The following is a 15,619-nucleotide window of genomic DNA, read 5'->3' as shown; positions in this document are numbered from 1 at the left end:
AGTAAATGGCATTTTTTGAAACCTTCTCTGTTTACAGGGAATATGCTCCTCAATATGGCAATGCTTTTCATTAGGTTTTACCTATATTATTTTAGTGATTACTTTGAACCTCTTTGGGAATATATGATTCAAAAAGGGAATTAAAAGAAAAAAGCAGATGAATAAATTCATGTGTTGGGTGTACTTATGATTGTTTTGTATGGCTTAGAAGCCATTTTCAATGTTTACCATACGTAAATTACTTGCATTATAAGTCTCACTATATAATACAGACATGCTTCTTTCTATGGGGGGGGGGGGCTGTCTGTTACCGTATATTTTGACATTTGCTTTGTTTCTATATGGAATGAAATGTATACTAAAATAGTGATTTAAACTACTAATAGTTAGAACTATGAAAAAGCTATTGCAGATAGATAGGTTGTTAATTTTTTTAAAAAAAATGGCTATGTTTTCTATAATCCTTTCCTTGGTGTCCGTTCTTGCAAGTCTAAGCTATGGGGTTTATTTACAAAAGAAATTATCAAAATCTCAAGTTTATATTCTGGATAGAAATACAATGGCTTATACAGCTAAGGTAGTTAAAGATGAGTTAACCTATCGTGAACCAGAAATAATTAATCACATGAAATTGTTTCAAAAATACTTTTTTAACCTTGATCAGTTTAACTATAAAAAGCACCTTGAAAAAGCGTTGAATCTAATAGATGATAGCGGTAAAAATTACTATCTAACACTAAAGAGTGATGGATGGTATCAAAACCTTAAAATGAATAATTTAATTCAAAAGTTTGAACTAGATTCTATTAAAGTTGACGTAAAGGAATATCCATATTCGGCCTCAATTTATGGTAAGACCATTGTATACAAGTATGGAGACGAAAAAGGAGGAGATAGAAAAAGAATAGGAATTAACTGTAAGCTATATGATGTATCAAGAACTGTAGACAATCCCCATGGATTAATGATTAGTAAATACCACATTTTATATCATGAATAGAAATAAGAAGATATTGATTCCAGTAGTATTTTTAATAGGACTTTCATTTTTAATAGTATTTGGATACTTTTCTTTATTTAAAAGATCGAAAGATAATAGTACAGACAGTTTGATTAGCTTTGAAGTTCCTGAAATTTCAGACAAGAAAGGAGATCAGGATTCTTCAAAGATTGAATATTATGATAAGTATGCAGATCCAAATAAAATTCAAAAAAAAAGAACTAAATTAACTAAGGATCAGGTTTATAATAGTAACTTAAGCCCTACATACAAAACAGCCGAGCAATATAATCTGCCTAATGAGTCTTTTAATGAGAAAGGCTCAATAAACCCAAATGATACAGGTGTAGAAGTAAGTAGGAATAATAACGTTGATATTGGTTTAGATGGTGATGAAAAAAGTCTTGATGATATCGAAGCCATTAACCAATTTCAATATGATGATGTGATTAATGAGGGCGAGGGCTCTTCCGATAATGAATATCTTGATCGATTATTAAATATCATGGAGTCAAATGCTGAATTAAGTAATAATAACATTCCAGAAGGAAATATCCCAGAAATGCTTCATGATTCTAGCTCTCAGGATTCTAAGGTTTCCGAAATTCATGAAATTGTTGGAAGCGTTGCGAAACAAAAAATGAAATATGGTTCTGGTGTCTTGCCAGTGGAATCGAAAGAAATGGAAAATTTAACGGTGACATCCATATCAGAAAAGGCTTTTTTCGGAGCAACAAAAAGCGGAAATGCTTTCGTCACAGCTATTTCAGATCAAAATGCCGGTCAAAAAGATAAGCTTTTTAAAGCCGAGTTTCTTTCGAATCAGTTAATAACCAATGGCGGGCTGGTAAAGATTCAATTGTTGGAAGAAATTTATATAGACGAAGAAAATACGGTTCCCAAAAACACCGTATTATTTGGTATAGCTAATGCGGCTCCTTCGCGAATATTTATAAAGGTAAGTCCCAATGTCAATATTCAAAAAGGCCAGGTAAGGTTTTCAAGCCCGATATATGTTTATGATTTTGATGGTTTGGAAGGGGTTTATGTAAAGGAAAATTTACTGGCTAAAATTCCGGCCGAAACGGCCGGTGATATTACGGAGTTAGTGAAAGACAGTTATAAACAGGCCAATCCTCTTACCGGAAATACAGGAGCCGTCCCATTAAAAGAAGCGTCTATCATAATAGGGTCGGAGAAAATCTTAAAATATCTGGATCGTATGAGGGTTAATATGTACGGAGGATATAAAATATGGCTCTCTGTCGATGATATAAAATAGACGATACGATGAAAAATTATAGACGAACAACATTTTATTTTATAGCACTTAATTTCTTTCTGGGTTTAACTGCCATGGATGCACAGGATACTGTTGAGGTTAAAACCATAGAGGTTTCCGATATATTAACCACACATTTAATTTTTGAGGAAGGAGTTGATTATGTAGACATAGGTACTTCGGAATTTGCAGTTGACAAGTTAAAAAACATTGTTAAAGTCAAATGCATTCGTCCTGAGAACTGGAAGAGTACGGGCAAAAAAACAAATTTAACAATAATCACGAAAGGGGGTGCATACTATTCTTTATGGATTAAATATAAAAAGAGTCCTGAAAAAAAAACCTACCGATTTAAAGACTCACACATTAAGTTGCCACTATTTAATGGCCACACCAAAAAGAAATTTTGTGATTATATATATGCCAAAAATTCCAATTTTCTCAAAAGAGAAATCAATCAAAAAATGGAATTTATTGTAAATGGAATTTATTACGAAAACGATAAGGTGATTTTTAGAGTAAAAATTGAAAATAAATCCAGAATAAATTTCACGACGGATTCTATCAGATTCTGGTTAACGACTAGAAATAAATTTGATATTCTAAGACCTTTAAAGAAGCAAAGAGCCGTACAGTTCATCGAAAAAGAAGCGAGTTTTGTGTGCAATAATACCAAGGATGTACCGGGAAATTCAGCATGTACGATTGTATTCGGCTTTGATAGGTTTTTACCCACTGAAAACGAAGTGCTGGAGGTACTAATCCCCGAGAATAGTTCCGGAGGGCGAAGGGGTAAAATTGTTTTAAAGGTAAAGGATTTTTTGCTTAAAGAGTTTTAGCGCTCCACGGTCATTTTCCCGAAGGGTATCGGATTTTTTATCACAGGCAAGGAATACACAGGTGTTGAGGAAGGAAAAAAGGATCAATGAAACCGCTTAAAGCACAGAAATACATGAGAAAGTATAGTATGATTTTTATGTTTTGCATACTGGGAATTACAAAAATAATGTCCCAAACTCCCGACGTTGCAGTTAGTTATGCTCTAAGAGAAATACAGATTCTTTTGGCAAAGCAATACGATCGGGAATTACGTAAAAACCTTCCTTTGTTTTCGGAGTATCTTGCTACAAATACTATTTTTTACGAAACAACCAAATCCAGAAGTGTCAGGGCTCCATCCCTTACCTATTATTCTTTTCCAACAAACCCATGTATCGGGAAGTGGGGACCTATAAAGAGAAATAGGTGTATAAAAAAAGTGGAGTTGTTAAGGCGAGCTAAAGAATTGGTTAGTGTAATTCCCGTCACTGCAACCAAATTTACTCCAAAAAGTGCTGTACAAAGTAGAGTAATGGTAAAAGTAAATTCCATACTAAAAGAGATACATCTCTTATTAAACGACTCTTAAAGTTAAAAATTAAACCTATGGTAGATTTTAAAGATTTTTTCCCTATTCTAACGATTGATGACGAAGATTTAATTGTTTCGAAAAAAGGAGATATAAGTTTGGCTTTCGAGGTAAAATTACCCGAAGTATTTTCCTTGGATAAAGAAAGCCTTATTTTAATCTCTGATACCATAGCTAATGGCCTTAGAAATTTACCAGTCGGAACAATTTTTCAAAAACAGGATTACTTTTTTATGAAAAACAATACAGAGCCTGTATCAACTTCCACAAAATATCTTTCAAAATCCGATAATACTTTTTTTTATGAAACTCCGGTTTTAGAACACAAATGCTATTTTATTCTAACCCATCCTAAAATAAACTCTAAAAATAAGGTCAGTGAGACAAGAAAGAAAAATAAGATAGAGCAATTTATTAAACTTTCGAAAGCATTTATTAATAAATTGACCTTATCAGAATATTTTAACATACGACAACTTAATGAAGGTGAAATTATCGCCTTGATGCAATCTTACTTTTCCTTATCCAATCAAGGATTGGGACGGGACGAAGAATATGAGATATCCTTTGACAAAGGGTTTCGAGTAAAAGACAACTTTGTGAGTGCTTTTTCAATGGGAAGTTGTCATAGTTTGCCTAAGTCATTCTCTCTATTTAAAAGGGATCATGAATATTCGACAGATAGGACAGACTTCTTTGTCCCTTTTACTCATAATTATGTTTTTTCCATTTCATGTAGCCATTTATATAACCAAACCATTTTTCTTGAAGACTCAGATAGCGTTAAAAGTGAAATAGAGAAAAAATCCAATAACTTTAAAGGATTAAGAAAACTCTCCCGGTTCAACATGTTAGCAAATGAAACCTTAAATAGTTTTTTGGATCAAGGAGAGAAAAACGATGTGGGTTATGTAAAGGTGAACTTTAACATGTTTCTTTGGAATCCTCAATATGATATTCTTGAAAATAATGTTAATCAGGTTAGGAAAGAATTCCAGAACTCGGGAATAAAAACGATATATCTGACTTCTTCGTTGAAAAATTTTTACCAATCAAACTGCCCGGGGAATTCCGCAAATATGGACAAAGTTCATCAGTTTATACTCCCAATAGAGGCCGTCAGTGCCTTCTTGAATTTTGAAACAACAAATTCAAAAGCTACAAGTGGCATACTTCTTTGTGATCGTGTACATGGAGAACCCATAAGGGTTGACTTATGGGATATTCCACTTAAAAAGGGGCTAATTGTAAATAGGAACCGGTTAATATTTGGCCCTTCAGGAACTGGAAAATCCTTTCTTATAAACCATATCGTAAGCCAATATTATGAGCAAGGCCACCATGTTATTATCATGGATATTGGAAATTCCTATAAAAAACTATGTTACCTTGTAGGAGGAGATTATTTGGAATATGAAAAAGAAAATCCTTTACAGTTTAATCCATTTAATATTGAGAACTATAATATTGAAAAAAAGGAATTTCTAGTTTCTTTGTTACTTTTTTTATGGAAGGGAAATGATAATAAAGCTAGTAGGGAAGAAAAAAATGCTTTATCCAAGTACTTGGGTGCCTTTTTTGAAAAAGCAGAAAACGATACTACAACTTTTCTTTGCTTTAATGCTTTTTACGAATTTGTTTCTGAAAATGATATTGAAGAAGCCGAATCATTTTTTAACAAAAAAAGTTTTTTATTTTCCACTGCAGATTTTTATAAGGGGGGAGATTATGATTTTGTCTTGAACGCCAACTCAAAAATGAATTTTTTGCACAAAAGATTTATTGTTTTTGAATTGGACAATATCAAAGATCACCCCATACTATTTCCGTTGATAGTCATGCTACTTATAGAAACAACAATGGATAAAATACGGAACCTTCCAGGTGTTCGAAAATCCATATTTATTGATGAATGTTGGAAACCTCTTTCGCAAGGCGAAATGGTTGGGTTCATAAAATATTTATACAAAACTATTCGTAAATTCTACGGGGAAATTGCTATTGCCACTCAAGATGTTGATGATATTATCAGTACTGATGCTGGTCCAGCAATGATTAATAATACAGATACATTTTTCCTCCTTTCTCACAAAAAGAAACTATCACTTAAAGATAAATTTTCTAAGTATTTGTCTTTTACAGACTCTGATATTTCCAAATTGTATTCTACAGCTAAAAGGCAAGTTTTTATAAAGATGGGAAGTTTATCTAATGTATACAATTTAAAAGTTTCTACCCAGCGGTATGCTTGTTATACTTCTAATGGAGATGAAAATGAAACGATTTATAAGACCTATGAAAAAACTGAAAACATAAAAATGGCTCTTGAAGACTTTATAGAAGAAATGAAATAATACATGAGTAAAAAATGTCCCACCCAAAAAAAAGAAAAGGATATTCTTTTAATAATATTAATATCCAAATTAAAAACATTACCTACACCACATGGTGGAATACTTATATTTATTGTGACCCTATTCATTTTTGAAGATAGGGAAGACGTTGTTACAAAGCTCATAAATACAACTTTGACCAATAATAAAAACATTGGACTTCAGAGGGAAGAAGCAGAACTTCTCTCAATGGTACTTTCTTTATTTGGTGAAACAAAATATACAGAACTAAAGAAAATCATATCAAAAGTTAAACCCTTGGAAAAAGCAGAATCCCCATTTACGGAAATTGATTGGTTTGAAAAATTATTTGCAATAACAAACATGCCACCTACCGATGAAGGTACATCCAAAAGAAGATTAGTGGGAATGCTAAAACCCCAAAAGGAATATTCCCTGCCACCGACGGGGTTTAATAAAGAGGGGCTTAAACGTCCTGTACAAAAAGTACAACACATAAACACACATAAACAATTCTAAAAATGGAAGAAAATAAAGAATTAGAAACACAAGAAAAAAGTAAAGACCAGTTAAATGGCAAAAAAGCTTCCCAAAACCAAAAACCAAATAGAGCGGTATCTTTTTTGCAGAATATGCAGAGTAAGCTAATGCCTGTTATCTTGGCCGTTCTTATGTTTTCTATAGGAGGCCCCATAGGTATCATAGCTGGAACCTCTCTCACGGCCTTTGCTTTCAAGAAGGAAATTGCCAATGGAATTAAGAAAGTATCAGACCTTTCCAAAAGAACCTTGAGTGAAAAAATATCAAAGAGGGATCAAAAGGAAAATACTAAACAGACTGTTTCCAAAGAAAAAGAACGTGCAAGCGTGCTGGAAGTAAATAAGGCTACCTTGAACCAAATGTCAACGAGATTAGAAAACGTTTCCAAAATTGGTATTATTCCTGATGACCAGTCAAAATCAACCCGCAATACAATGAGAAATAATTCCAAATTTAAAAAAATGACAGCGCCTAACATAACTCTGAGCCATAATGCTCTTAAAAGAAGAAAAAAAGAGAAAGAAAGGAAGCCAATTCCAAAGTTCGATACGAAGTTGGGGCAAAGAGCAGCATCCAGAAAAATATAAATATCTAAAAAAGCAATTATGACTACATCTATCAAAATTAAAAAGTGGAGTTTAAGTATCGTCTTTTTGATCGTATCTCTTCAGGGATTTTCACAATTTGTTGTTTTTGAGATTACATGGATTAATACGGACCGAACACTGTTGCAAATATTGGGACAAAAATCAGCAGTAAATTCGGCCATGCTGGTACAGCAGACATTAATCCATCAAGGCCTAAAGGATATCCGAAGGAGCAAACAAGAAATCCGAAAAAAGGAATTTGAAATAAATAGACATGATAAGTCGTTGGCAGTTCCATTGGGTCTTAACTTAACAATAAACAACCTGTTAATGGGAACTCCAATAGTAGCACCTTCTTCGTTTCCTTTTTATATTACTGCTGAAAAAAGTGAATACCTTACCAGAGAGTTAGCAATCAACAATTCGATTGCCGGTTTGATAAGTTCTGTAAGAAACACCAATATAAGAAATGCTAATACACAAGAGTTGTACTCCCTAAACCAAAAGTTGCTGGCAAAACTAAAGAAAACAAACCGACACGCATATAAAGATGCCTCATTTATCATTTTGGCCTCACTATTGGCCAATGTTGCGACAATGCCGGCAGATGATTTAAGTACTATATTAAGTTTGGGCTTATGAATTTCATATCTAAATATGCTTCAGTTTTGTTACTCCTAATTGTACTGTTGAGAGCTAATACATTACAGTCCCAAATCATTATCCGTTTGGTAGAAGCAGAAACTTCTGCCGCTGCCAATGTTGCAGCCCTTACTCTTATCAAGACAGCTGAAAATAGGGTGCATATGGGAATGAAAAATCTCAATGCCCAAATAAGGAAAGAGCTTCCCTATTATGGATTTACAAGTATTTTCAGCCCAATTTTCCGAATTGATAATGCCATAGTCAGAGTTCGCCAAAAACTTTCGGAAGCCATAAGAAATAATAACTCCATTCCCCTGCTTTTTAAGCGAAAGAAAAATAAAAGGCAAGATAAGCTTTTGATATATACAGCATACTTAAACAGTATAGAAAGTGATATAGGGGTTGATTTTTCAAACCATGGAAATCTAATTAAAACATGTATGGAAATTGTTTCCGAATTGGAAAAAGTTGAGGAGGATCTTGATAATATTTTAGAAGATTTAACAGTAGCAGAGCGTTTTTTTCTTGTTTTCCAATCCCGTTAAATTTTAACATATGAGTTCTTTATATATCTTTTCATTTCTACTTTTTACTACGAGCGTTTCTTCTCAAGTTGTTATTCACCTAGGCCCTTTCAACTCTAATTTTCCGGATCCCTTAGCGCATTCCCAGGAAAGAAGAGCCCTGTCTATAGACAGACAGATGATTCCTAAGCTAACAGCAATGGCAATGGAAACCCAAACTGTAAAAAAGTTTATTGTCGATTATGAAAACAGTTTGAGTGAAATAAGCAATAGTTTAAGTTTTCAAAAATTTGAAACTGATCGCTTTCTTGATAGATGTATAGAATACATTGTTGCAAAAAATTCTATTTCTGGAAATATCCCTGGATTATCGAGTTTAGCAAGGAAAATGAGTATAATAACGGCTGCCGATGTTCGAAAAATACGGTCCTTAAAAACTGAATTAAATACTTTATTTAAAAGGGACAATTATATGACGGAAGGTGAAAGAAAAGTAATCCTTTTGGATATCATTGATAGAGCTATCAAAATCTCCATACAATGAATTTTTCTAAAAGATTATTGTTGCTATATTCCAATTTTTGCGGATAAAAAGCAATATCAAAGATAGCCACTATTGCTACGACAAAGTTAAATAAAAAACAAAACCCGAATGAAGAGTAATATATTTTTGTTGATATTTATAATGCTATTTAATTATTCAGAAGGACAACAAGTCATAAATATTGTTCTGGATCCTTCTGCTTATGCAATTCGTGGAGTGGCTATACCTGGAATGCTTGGAACTGCAGCTTCTCTTAAAAATGAACAGGCAAGCACAATCATACCAGCTATAGTTAATGAGGAAAGGTCACTTATGAATAAGTGGAGGGGCTCTGTTTTAAGTAATATAAATGTTTTAAACGCCTTATCAATATCCTCAAGGACTCTTATAAATAGTATAGACGCAAAGAAAGCATTAATTTCACCCATACATTATGTCCCGGGCTATCGAAAGGAATTAAGAGAATTCGATCGACTGAGATCAAGGACTGAGAGGTTGGAACAAAGGGTAGCTACCTTGGTAGGAATTGGCACTTTTTTTATCGATGGCGAAGGGTATTATAGAAATGCTTCCCAGAGATTGGCTGTTGAATATCTAGAAGTGTATGCCAGATTGAGTAAAATAGACTTTAACCTTGGTAAATTAGTGGTCTTTATAAACTTGTTACCACTTATAGCTACTTAAAAACAGAATTATTATGATTGCATTACAATCTAGCACGAATGATTTTATTCTTCGAATGAGGTCAGATTTTCTTAATCAATTTGAAATTTTGATTAATAATTTTCATTCATATCTATCTACAATTACAGGTGTTTTAGTACTTATTTTTATTGTTTACAAGGTGATTCTATATATGGTAAACCCTGAAAAAGGTCTGGATCCTTTTGTAATTATTCGCCCTTGTCTAATTATGGCAGGAATTGTACTATACCAACCCCTTATTGATTTATTTATGATCAAGCCAATGGGACTTTTAACAGATATTGTTAAACAATCTATACTCAATTTGTCAGGCATAGATATTACCGGTTTTGATGGCAGGTTCAATTCTTCAATGACGCGTGTGGACGATAGATTGTATGACGTTTTACAAATCAATCCTTTCATGGAGCTTATACATCTATTTGTTTACTTTGTAGGAAGCTTAATCGCTTCATACATGTTGATCAAACAAGCTTTATCTATTGCGATTTATTACTTCATGGGCTATTTTTCACTTACTTTTTCACTGATTCCCGGAAATGAAAGGTCTTTTCTCAATTGGGCTTTGTCATTTTTAGCTATTCTGTTATGGGAACCATTTATTATGGTTTTAAAGTATTTGATTATACTAACAAGAATAGATACGGAGAATTTTAGTTCTTTTTTTGTTGTCGTTGCTGTTCAGGTATCAGCTATATTTTTGTTTCTTAAGGTCCCCCGATTTTGTGAATTGTTGATTAATGGAGGAAGTCCATTAGGAGCCCCTTGGGGGGGGGGAGGTGCAAGTGGATTTAGAAGAATTTCGAGTGGGCTATCTTCAATAAGATCTATGTTATCTAAAAAGTAAACTATGAGGAATAATGATAAAATTTTTGAAATTCCGAAATATCTGGAAGACACACCACAAATTTTTGGCTTTAGTATTCAAACTGCAATTATATCCATAGGGTTAGCTTTATTTACTATAATAATGTTGGCTAAATCTGTTTTAGTATCATTCCTTTTATTTGGTGTTTTGTTTGCAAACTTAAAATTGACAAAAAAATTTAAGGCAAGTGGCGGGTTAATAGCATACATGAACGAGATAGTAACTAAAGAAGACAATGTAAGAGTAAACAGTACGATTGAATCATTAATTCGAATTAATAAAAAAAGTAACGATGGGAAGTAGTAGTGGAGATAAATATTCTATGGATTTTATAATAATCTTTGGCTTTTTAATAGGTCTGTTTCTTATTGCCTTTGATATTGTTTTTTCGTTTGGGGTTAACATTCCTATATTAAATTCAATCCAAAGTTCCATTTGTAATTCTTTTGAACTTTTATGTAGAAATAAGATCAACATTAAAATTTTAAGTCTCTTGGTGTTTGCTCTATGTTCTATTGGGCTTCATGTAAAAAAAATACCCAAAACATCAAAATATAAATATTATGCCTTGGGCAGTATATTTTTAATGTTATTTATCAATCTCATTAGCCCTCTTTTTATACAGTTCCCTTTATTCTATCTATTGGTGAGTGTTCTTTCCTCTGTTCTATTTATTGCTGCCATTTTAATTTTCAGAAGATATTTTTCTTATTTCGACAAGGATGATCAGTTTAATGAAAACAATGAGATTTTTAAACAGGAAAAGAAAAAAATGACCAATGAGCATTCTGTTAACTTAAGAATGAAAAACGGATGGATCAACGTCATCAATCCTTTTAGGGGGTGCATTGTTATGGGAAATCCCGGGTCGGGAAAGACGTACTCTATCATTGAGGAGTTTATAAGACAACAAATGTTAAAAAAATTCTCTTTTATGATATATGATTTCAAGTTCCCGTCGTTAACACAGGAAGCATATAATTTCTATAAAGCTAGTAATAATAAAGCTTCTTTTAAAATAGTTAATCTTGAGGATATTGAATATTCTCAATTCATTAACCCAATAGCTCCGGACTTGATTCAAAGAACCAGTGATGCTATTGAAGCGTCTCAAACAGTTCTATTTAACCTGAACAAAGAATGGATTGAGAAGAAGGATTTCTTTGCACAGTCTGCTATTTCCTATTTTTCTGCGTGTATTTACTTTTTAAAGCTATATCAAAATGGAAAATTCTGTACGCTCCCCCATGCTATCTCTTTGGCCTCTCAAGATGACAAAAAGGTATTTAAACTACTAGAAACTGAACCTGAGCTTGAGTTCTTTTTAACTCCTTTTAAAGATGCCTTAGAAAAACAGGCCTACGAACAATTGGCAGGACAAACAGCCTCTGCCCGTATTCCTCTATCTCAAATAGCGACCAAAGAGCTCTTTTGGGTAATGGGAAATAATGTATATCCCGAAATGAATGTTGATTTAAATATTAACCTTGTAGATCAAGAATCTATTCTGGTCTTGGCAAATAATCCTAAGACACAAAAGACAAATGCTCCTGCACTGGGCCTTATTGTCACACAATTGATGAAGTTAATTAATGTTCAAAAGCGATCACCATCGTCACTTGTTTTGGATGAACTACCAACGTTGTATTTTATGGGACTCGATAATTTGATGGCGACTGCTAGATCTAATAAAGTATGTACGCTTTTGGGGTTTCAAGATTTGGAACAATTAAAAAGAGACTATGGAGAGAAAGCTGCTCAAACCATTTTTAATATTGCCGGAAATATTTTTAGCGGATCGGTAAAAAGTAATACAGCAAAAGAACTACAAGAGATTTTTGGTAAAACAAAACAAAAAATTAAGAATGTATCTGTTCAAACAGACGTAACATCAGTATCAATAAATGAACAACTGGAATACATATTACCTCAATCGAGAATTTCTCAACTATCTCAAGGGGAGTTTGTTGGTGTATTATCGGACAACTTTGATCAAGGATTAAAAAGAAAAATATTCAGGGGATTTATTATTCCGGATAAAGGGAGAAAAAACATTAAGGGAGAGGAGCTTATAAAAAACAGTGAACTCCCTGAAGATTTGGAATCTTATATTAATTTAAATTTTAAGCGAATTATAGAAGAGGTAAACATAATTATTGAAAATGAATTGGCTACACTTGAAGAAAAAGAACAGAACAAACCTTCTTAAGGGTGGTGGCTTGTACAACAAAACAGATACTACGAAAATGATTTCTTTGAGTTTATGAAAAGAGAATTTAGGTTCAATATATTACAGTACAATATTCCTATCCGTTCAACAACAACCATGTATGAAGAACTAAGATATTGGTATTTAACGGACCATTGCTTTTTTCGCATACTTAATTTTCGCCAGATACGGGAACTTTGTATTATTATGGGCTTTTAAAGGGCTAAGAGAAGTGATCTCCTGTATTTTTCAGATTCTGAGGTCCTTTATATTCATTTTCTCTCCCCGTGGGAGAGTGCCAATGCCTCAGAGGGTATGGTATTGATGAGGAGGGCCGAGCACAAAATAATGAGCAGGGCTCATGAGGAGGAGACCAGACACTTGACCGTGGTTTCGTTCTGGTGCTGCCGTTTAGGAGAACAGGTTGGAATTGTTTAAGAAAAATAACGAGAAGGCTTTTCAAAAAGTTAAAGGGATTTAGGAGGATTTTTTCGAGGTTCGATAAACTCAACGTGATGTCTGTTGCCCTTATCTATATTCCGTTGATTTTTGATACCATTAGTGTTAACACTATCTAAAAAACAATAGACATGGGAAATGTAAAAAGAGCGAGGGAAATAATTAACAAAGCTCAATTGGAGGGGCAAGAAAAAGTCTCTCTTAGCCAATTGGAACTGACGACTGATGACCTAAGAGCATTGTTGTCTGATTTAACAAGATGTTCTAACCTTAACGGGCTCGACCTGTCGAACAATGAGTTGTCAGGGCTCCCCGAAGAAATACGGGAGCTAACTAATCTTATAGTGCTCGATTTGTCGGATAATTCTCTATCTGACTTCCCTGAGGAAATACTGAACTTGTCAAACCTTAATGAGCTTGATTTATCAGAGAATAAATTATCGAATCTCCCAGAAGGAATACAGAAGCTGACTAATCTTGTGGAGCTCGATTTGAGAGACAACGACCTGGAGGAACTCCCTGACGGGTTGAGTGCCATGTTAAGTCTTGATGTTCTCAATTTGTCAGATAATCTTCTAACTGACTTCCCTGAGCAAGTATTCCCCCTTTCAAATCTTATAAAGCTTGATCTGTCGGGGAATGATTTGTCAGATCTTCCACAAGATATAAGGAATATGTCCGGTCTGGAGGAACTTGATCTGTCAAGAAACAACTTGTCAACCATCCCTGAAAACACGCTGGATTTACCTAACCTTAAAAGGCTCTACTTGATGTATAATGACCTCTCGGACCTTCCGGATGGGCTGGTGGATTTGGAAGAGCTTAGAGTACTGACCCTGGAGGGCAATCCGTTGACTGAGTTAGCCCGGCACTGGGTATCGCACTCCTTTGCTCCTGGGGTTGTTTCAACCGATATGGCTGCCTACGAGATCCTTAGGGATGTAGAAGATGTTATGGGTAAGCTTTATGGAGAAGAAGCAGCACCGGAAATAAGAGCCCGTCTGGAAGAGCTTGATTTAGGCCGTTTTGATATAGTAGAAGCGAACCGGAAAGAGACTACATGGGGCACCCTTTTTGAGTTTTTGGGAAAAGTACCTATTCGTTCCCCGTTGTTCTTGGAGGTGTATTTTCCGGCTACTAGGAGCCTCTTGGACCATGTCCTTGACGAGAGTATCTCCGTGGAAGACAGACAGGTGACCATGCAGAAGATAGCGACCTCTCTAGGAAATTGTGCTACCCCTGTAAACGATTTTTTGGTCCAGGTAGCGATAGGGGAGGCATTGAAAAACGGTCAAGGAAAGCTTTCAGATAAAATGCTCGCACTTTTGGATCGAGAAGCTGTAGAGAAGAGGGCTGTGAAGGAATTGAAGGAATTTTTGATGGAGAACGAGAAAATAGAACAGCTTCAAGGGCTTTCCAATAGTTTGTTCTGTGCGGAGGCAGAAACTTATCCGGAAAACAAGATAAAGATCGAGGGAGATCGGCCTCGTATTCCTTCCAAAACGTCCCATATAAGATATGCTTTTAGTCAGGTATCGGATGCATTGGCCAAGGAATTTCCCCGGTTGTGCTGCAAGGAGGAAGGTAATGAATTCATTCGTTCCGAAAGGGGCAACTATGTTGTGGATCCTGTGAAGCTAAGGTCGATGCGGGAGGCCTTTCTTACCGAAAACGGAGTTATGACGGAAAGGGAAAAGCATGTGGCAGCATATGGGGAGCAGCTGGAGAAATTTCTAAAGAAAAAAGAGCATGAAAATCTTATGTCTTTATATGATAAACCCGAAGTGGAAGACTTGTTGGATATTGAGAAGCAGAAAGGAGCTTTCAGGCGATTGTTGATAGAGATTCCAGAGGGGGACCTCAAGGGTCAGTTTTTGAAGTCGGTTGGGGAGTTGGAGAACAAGATCAAGGCTTTGTCAGTCAAATATAAGGGAGAAGACACAAGACTTTCGGGGCTTATGACAGCCTCGAATCAAAGAGAGCGGTCCCGGTCTCCTATCCGGGGGGGGGATTCTTTCTCCAATGAGGTAGTGTCCAATAGGAAAGGCCCCAAACTGTAGTGTGCCTGGGATTTCCTTTTTCGATATTTTTGATTTGATGATAATGCCTGCTTACATCAAACGACACTTCCGTCCTTTCCTGTTCGACAAAGGCCTCTCGCTTTGTGCTTCCTCCCGGGCCGTGGCCCGGGAATGGACTTGCAACAAAAAGTCGGACAATTTTTTAAGGACTATGCCGCATGATTAATTTTCTGATAAAATTCTTGTTCCATTTCGTAAGGGGTTTTATACCCCAACGAAGAATGCAACCGTTTCTTGTTATACCATATTTCTATCCATTCAAATATTTTAGATTTGGCACTTTCAATGGATTCGAACTTATAACGCAACACTAGTGCAATCAATTATATGGTCTACAGATTGTTAATATCCCCATTAAGCATTACGAAGAGGATTATTACAAAATAGAGGTGTTTAACAGGGGAATAACGGAT

16 protein-coding genes are annotated in these 15,619 nt (G+C 34.8%); 15 read left to right on the top strand and 1 reads right to left on the bottom strand.

Annotated elements, in window-relative coordinates:
• Nucleotides 1-394 precede the first annotated feature (394 nt).
• The 15 genes from OOZ15_RS18400 (at nucleotide 395) to OOZ15_RS18330 (ending at nucleotide 15,185) form a co-directional block, all read left to right on the top strand.
• Complete coding sequence (locus OOZ15_RS18400; protein ID WP_265957916.1) at nucleotides 395-1,000, top strand: hypothetical protein; 606 nt, start codon at nucleotides 395-397, stop codon at nucleotides 998-1,000.
• A complete protein-coding gene (gene traM, locus OOZ15_RS18395; protein ID WP_265957915.1) occupies nucleotides 993-2,282 on the top strand; it encodes a conjugative transposon protein TraM in 1,290 nt (429 codons plus the stop codon). Before OOZ15_RS18400 ends, traM begins: the two co-directional genes overlap by 8 nt.
• Nucleotides 2,283-2,290: 8 nt before the next feature.
• On the top strand, nucleotides 2,291-3,121 hold the full coding sequence (locus OOZ15_RS18390; RefSeq protein ID WP_265957914.1) for a DUF4138 domain-containing protein: 831 nt from the start codon (nucleotides 2,291-2,293) through the stop codon (nucleotides 3,119-3,121).
• A gap of 86 nt (nucleotides 3,122-3,207) precedes the next feature.
• Nucleotides 3,208-3,690: a hypothetical protein gene (locus OOZ15_RS18385; RefSeq protein WP_265957913.1), complete on the top strand. Its 483-nt coding sequence runs from the start codon at nucleotides 3,208-3,210 to the stop codon at nucleotides 3,688-3,690.
• Nucleotides 3,691-3,707: 17 nt separating this feature from the next.
• Nucleotides 3,708-6,044: a TraG family conjugative transposon ATPase gene (locus OOZ15_RS18380; protein ID WP_265957912.1), complete on the top strand. Its 2,337-nt coding sequence runs from the start codon at nucleotides 3,708-3,710 to the stop codon at nucleotides 6,042-6,044.
• Between the two features lie 3 nt (nucleotides 6,045-6,047).
• On the top strand, nucleotides 6,048-6,563 hold the full coding sequence (locus OOZ15_RS18375; RefSeq protein WP_265957911.1) for a hypothetical protein: 516 nt from the start codon (nucleotides 6,048-6,050) through the stop codon (nucleotides 6,561-6,563).
• Nucleotides 6,564-6,565: 2 nt separating this feature from the next.
• Entirely contained in the window at nucleotides 6,566-7,171 is a 606-nt protein-coding gene (locus OOZ15_RS18370) for a hypothetical protein (protein ID WP_265957910.1), read from the top strand.
• An 18-nt stretch (nucleotides 7,172-7,189) separates the two neighbouring features.
• Nucleotides 7,190-7,813, top strand: a complete 624-nt coding sequence (locus OOZ15_RS18365) for a hypothetical protein (RefSeq protein ID WP_265957909.1) — start codon at nucleotides 7,190-7,192, stop codon at nucleotides 7,811-7,813.
• An 86-nt stretch (nucleotides 7,814-7,899) separates the two neighbouring features.
• Nucleotides 7,900-8,361 (top strand): hypothetical protein, encoded by a 462-nt coding sequence (locus OOZ15_RS18360; RefSeq protein WP_265957908.1) that lies wholly within the window; start codon nucleotides 7,900-7,902, stop codon nucleotides 8,359-8,361.
• Nucleotides 8,362-8,371: 10 nt separating this feature from the next.
• Complete coding sequence (locus OOZ15_RS18355) at nucleotides 8,372-8,884, top strand: hypothetical protein (protein WP_265957907.1); 513 nt, start codon at nucleotides 8,372-8,374, stop codon at nucleotides 8,882-8,884.
• A gap of 108 nt (nucleotides 8,885-8,992) precedes the next feature.
• Entirely contained in the window at nucleotides 8,993-9,568 is a 576-nt protein-coding gene (locus OOZ15_RS18350) for a hypothetical protein (RefSeq protein ID WP_265957906.1), read from the top strand.
• A gap of 13 nt (nucleotides 9,569-9,581) precedes the next feature.
• Complete coding sequence (locus OOZ15_RS18345) at nucleotides 9,582-10,436, top strand: hypothetical protein (RefSeq protein ID WP_265957905.1); 855 nt, start codon at nucleotides 9,582-9,584, stop codon at nucleotides 10,434-10,436.
• 3 nt (nucleotides 10,437-10,439) lie between these two features.
• Nucleotides 10,440-10,760: a hypothetical protein gene (locus OOZ15_RS18340; protein WP_265957904.1), complete on the top strand. Its 321-nt coding sequence runs from the start codon at nucleotides 10,440-10,442 to the stop codon at nucleotides 10,758-10,760.
• Nucleotides 10,750-12,666 (top strand): TraM recognition domain-containing protein, encoded by a 1,917-nt coding sequence (locus tag OOZ15_RS18335; protein WP_265957903.1) that lies wholly within the window; start codon nucleotides 10,750-10,752, stop codon nucleotides 12,664-12,666. The genes OOZ15_RS18340 and OOZ15_RS18335 overlap by 11 nt, the downstream gene beginning before the upstream one ends.
• Nucleotides 12,667-13,256: 590 nt before the next feature.
• Complete coding sequence (locus OOZ15_RS18330) at nucleotides 13,257-15,185, top strand: leucine-rich repeat domain-containing protein (protein WP_265957902.1); 1,929 nt, start codon at nucleotides 13,257-13,259, stop codon at nucleotides 15,183-15,185.
• Between the two features lie 170 nt (nucleotides 15,186-15,355).
• Here the strand turns inward: OOZ15_RS18330 and OOZ15_RS18325 are convergent, their stop codons facing one another.
• Nucleotides 15,356-15,517 carry an integrase core domain-containing protein gene (locus OOZ15_RS18325; protein ID WP_416337327.1) on the bottom strand — a complete coding sequence of 54 codons (162 nt, stop codon included), beginning with the start codon at nucleotides 15,515-15,517 and terminating at the stop codon, nucleotides 15,356-15,358.
• Nucleotides 15,518-15,619 lie beyond the last annotated feature (102 nt).

This window comes from Galbibacter kalidii, from assembly GCF_026241135.1.
Classification (GTDB): domain Bacteria; phylum Bacteroidota; class Bacteroidia; order Flavobacteriales; family Flavobacteriaceae; genus Galbibacter.
This window is presented reverse-complemented; position numbering and strand designations above follow the sequence as displayed.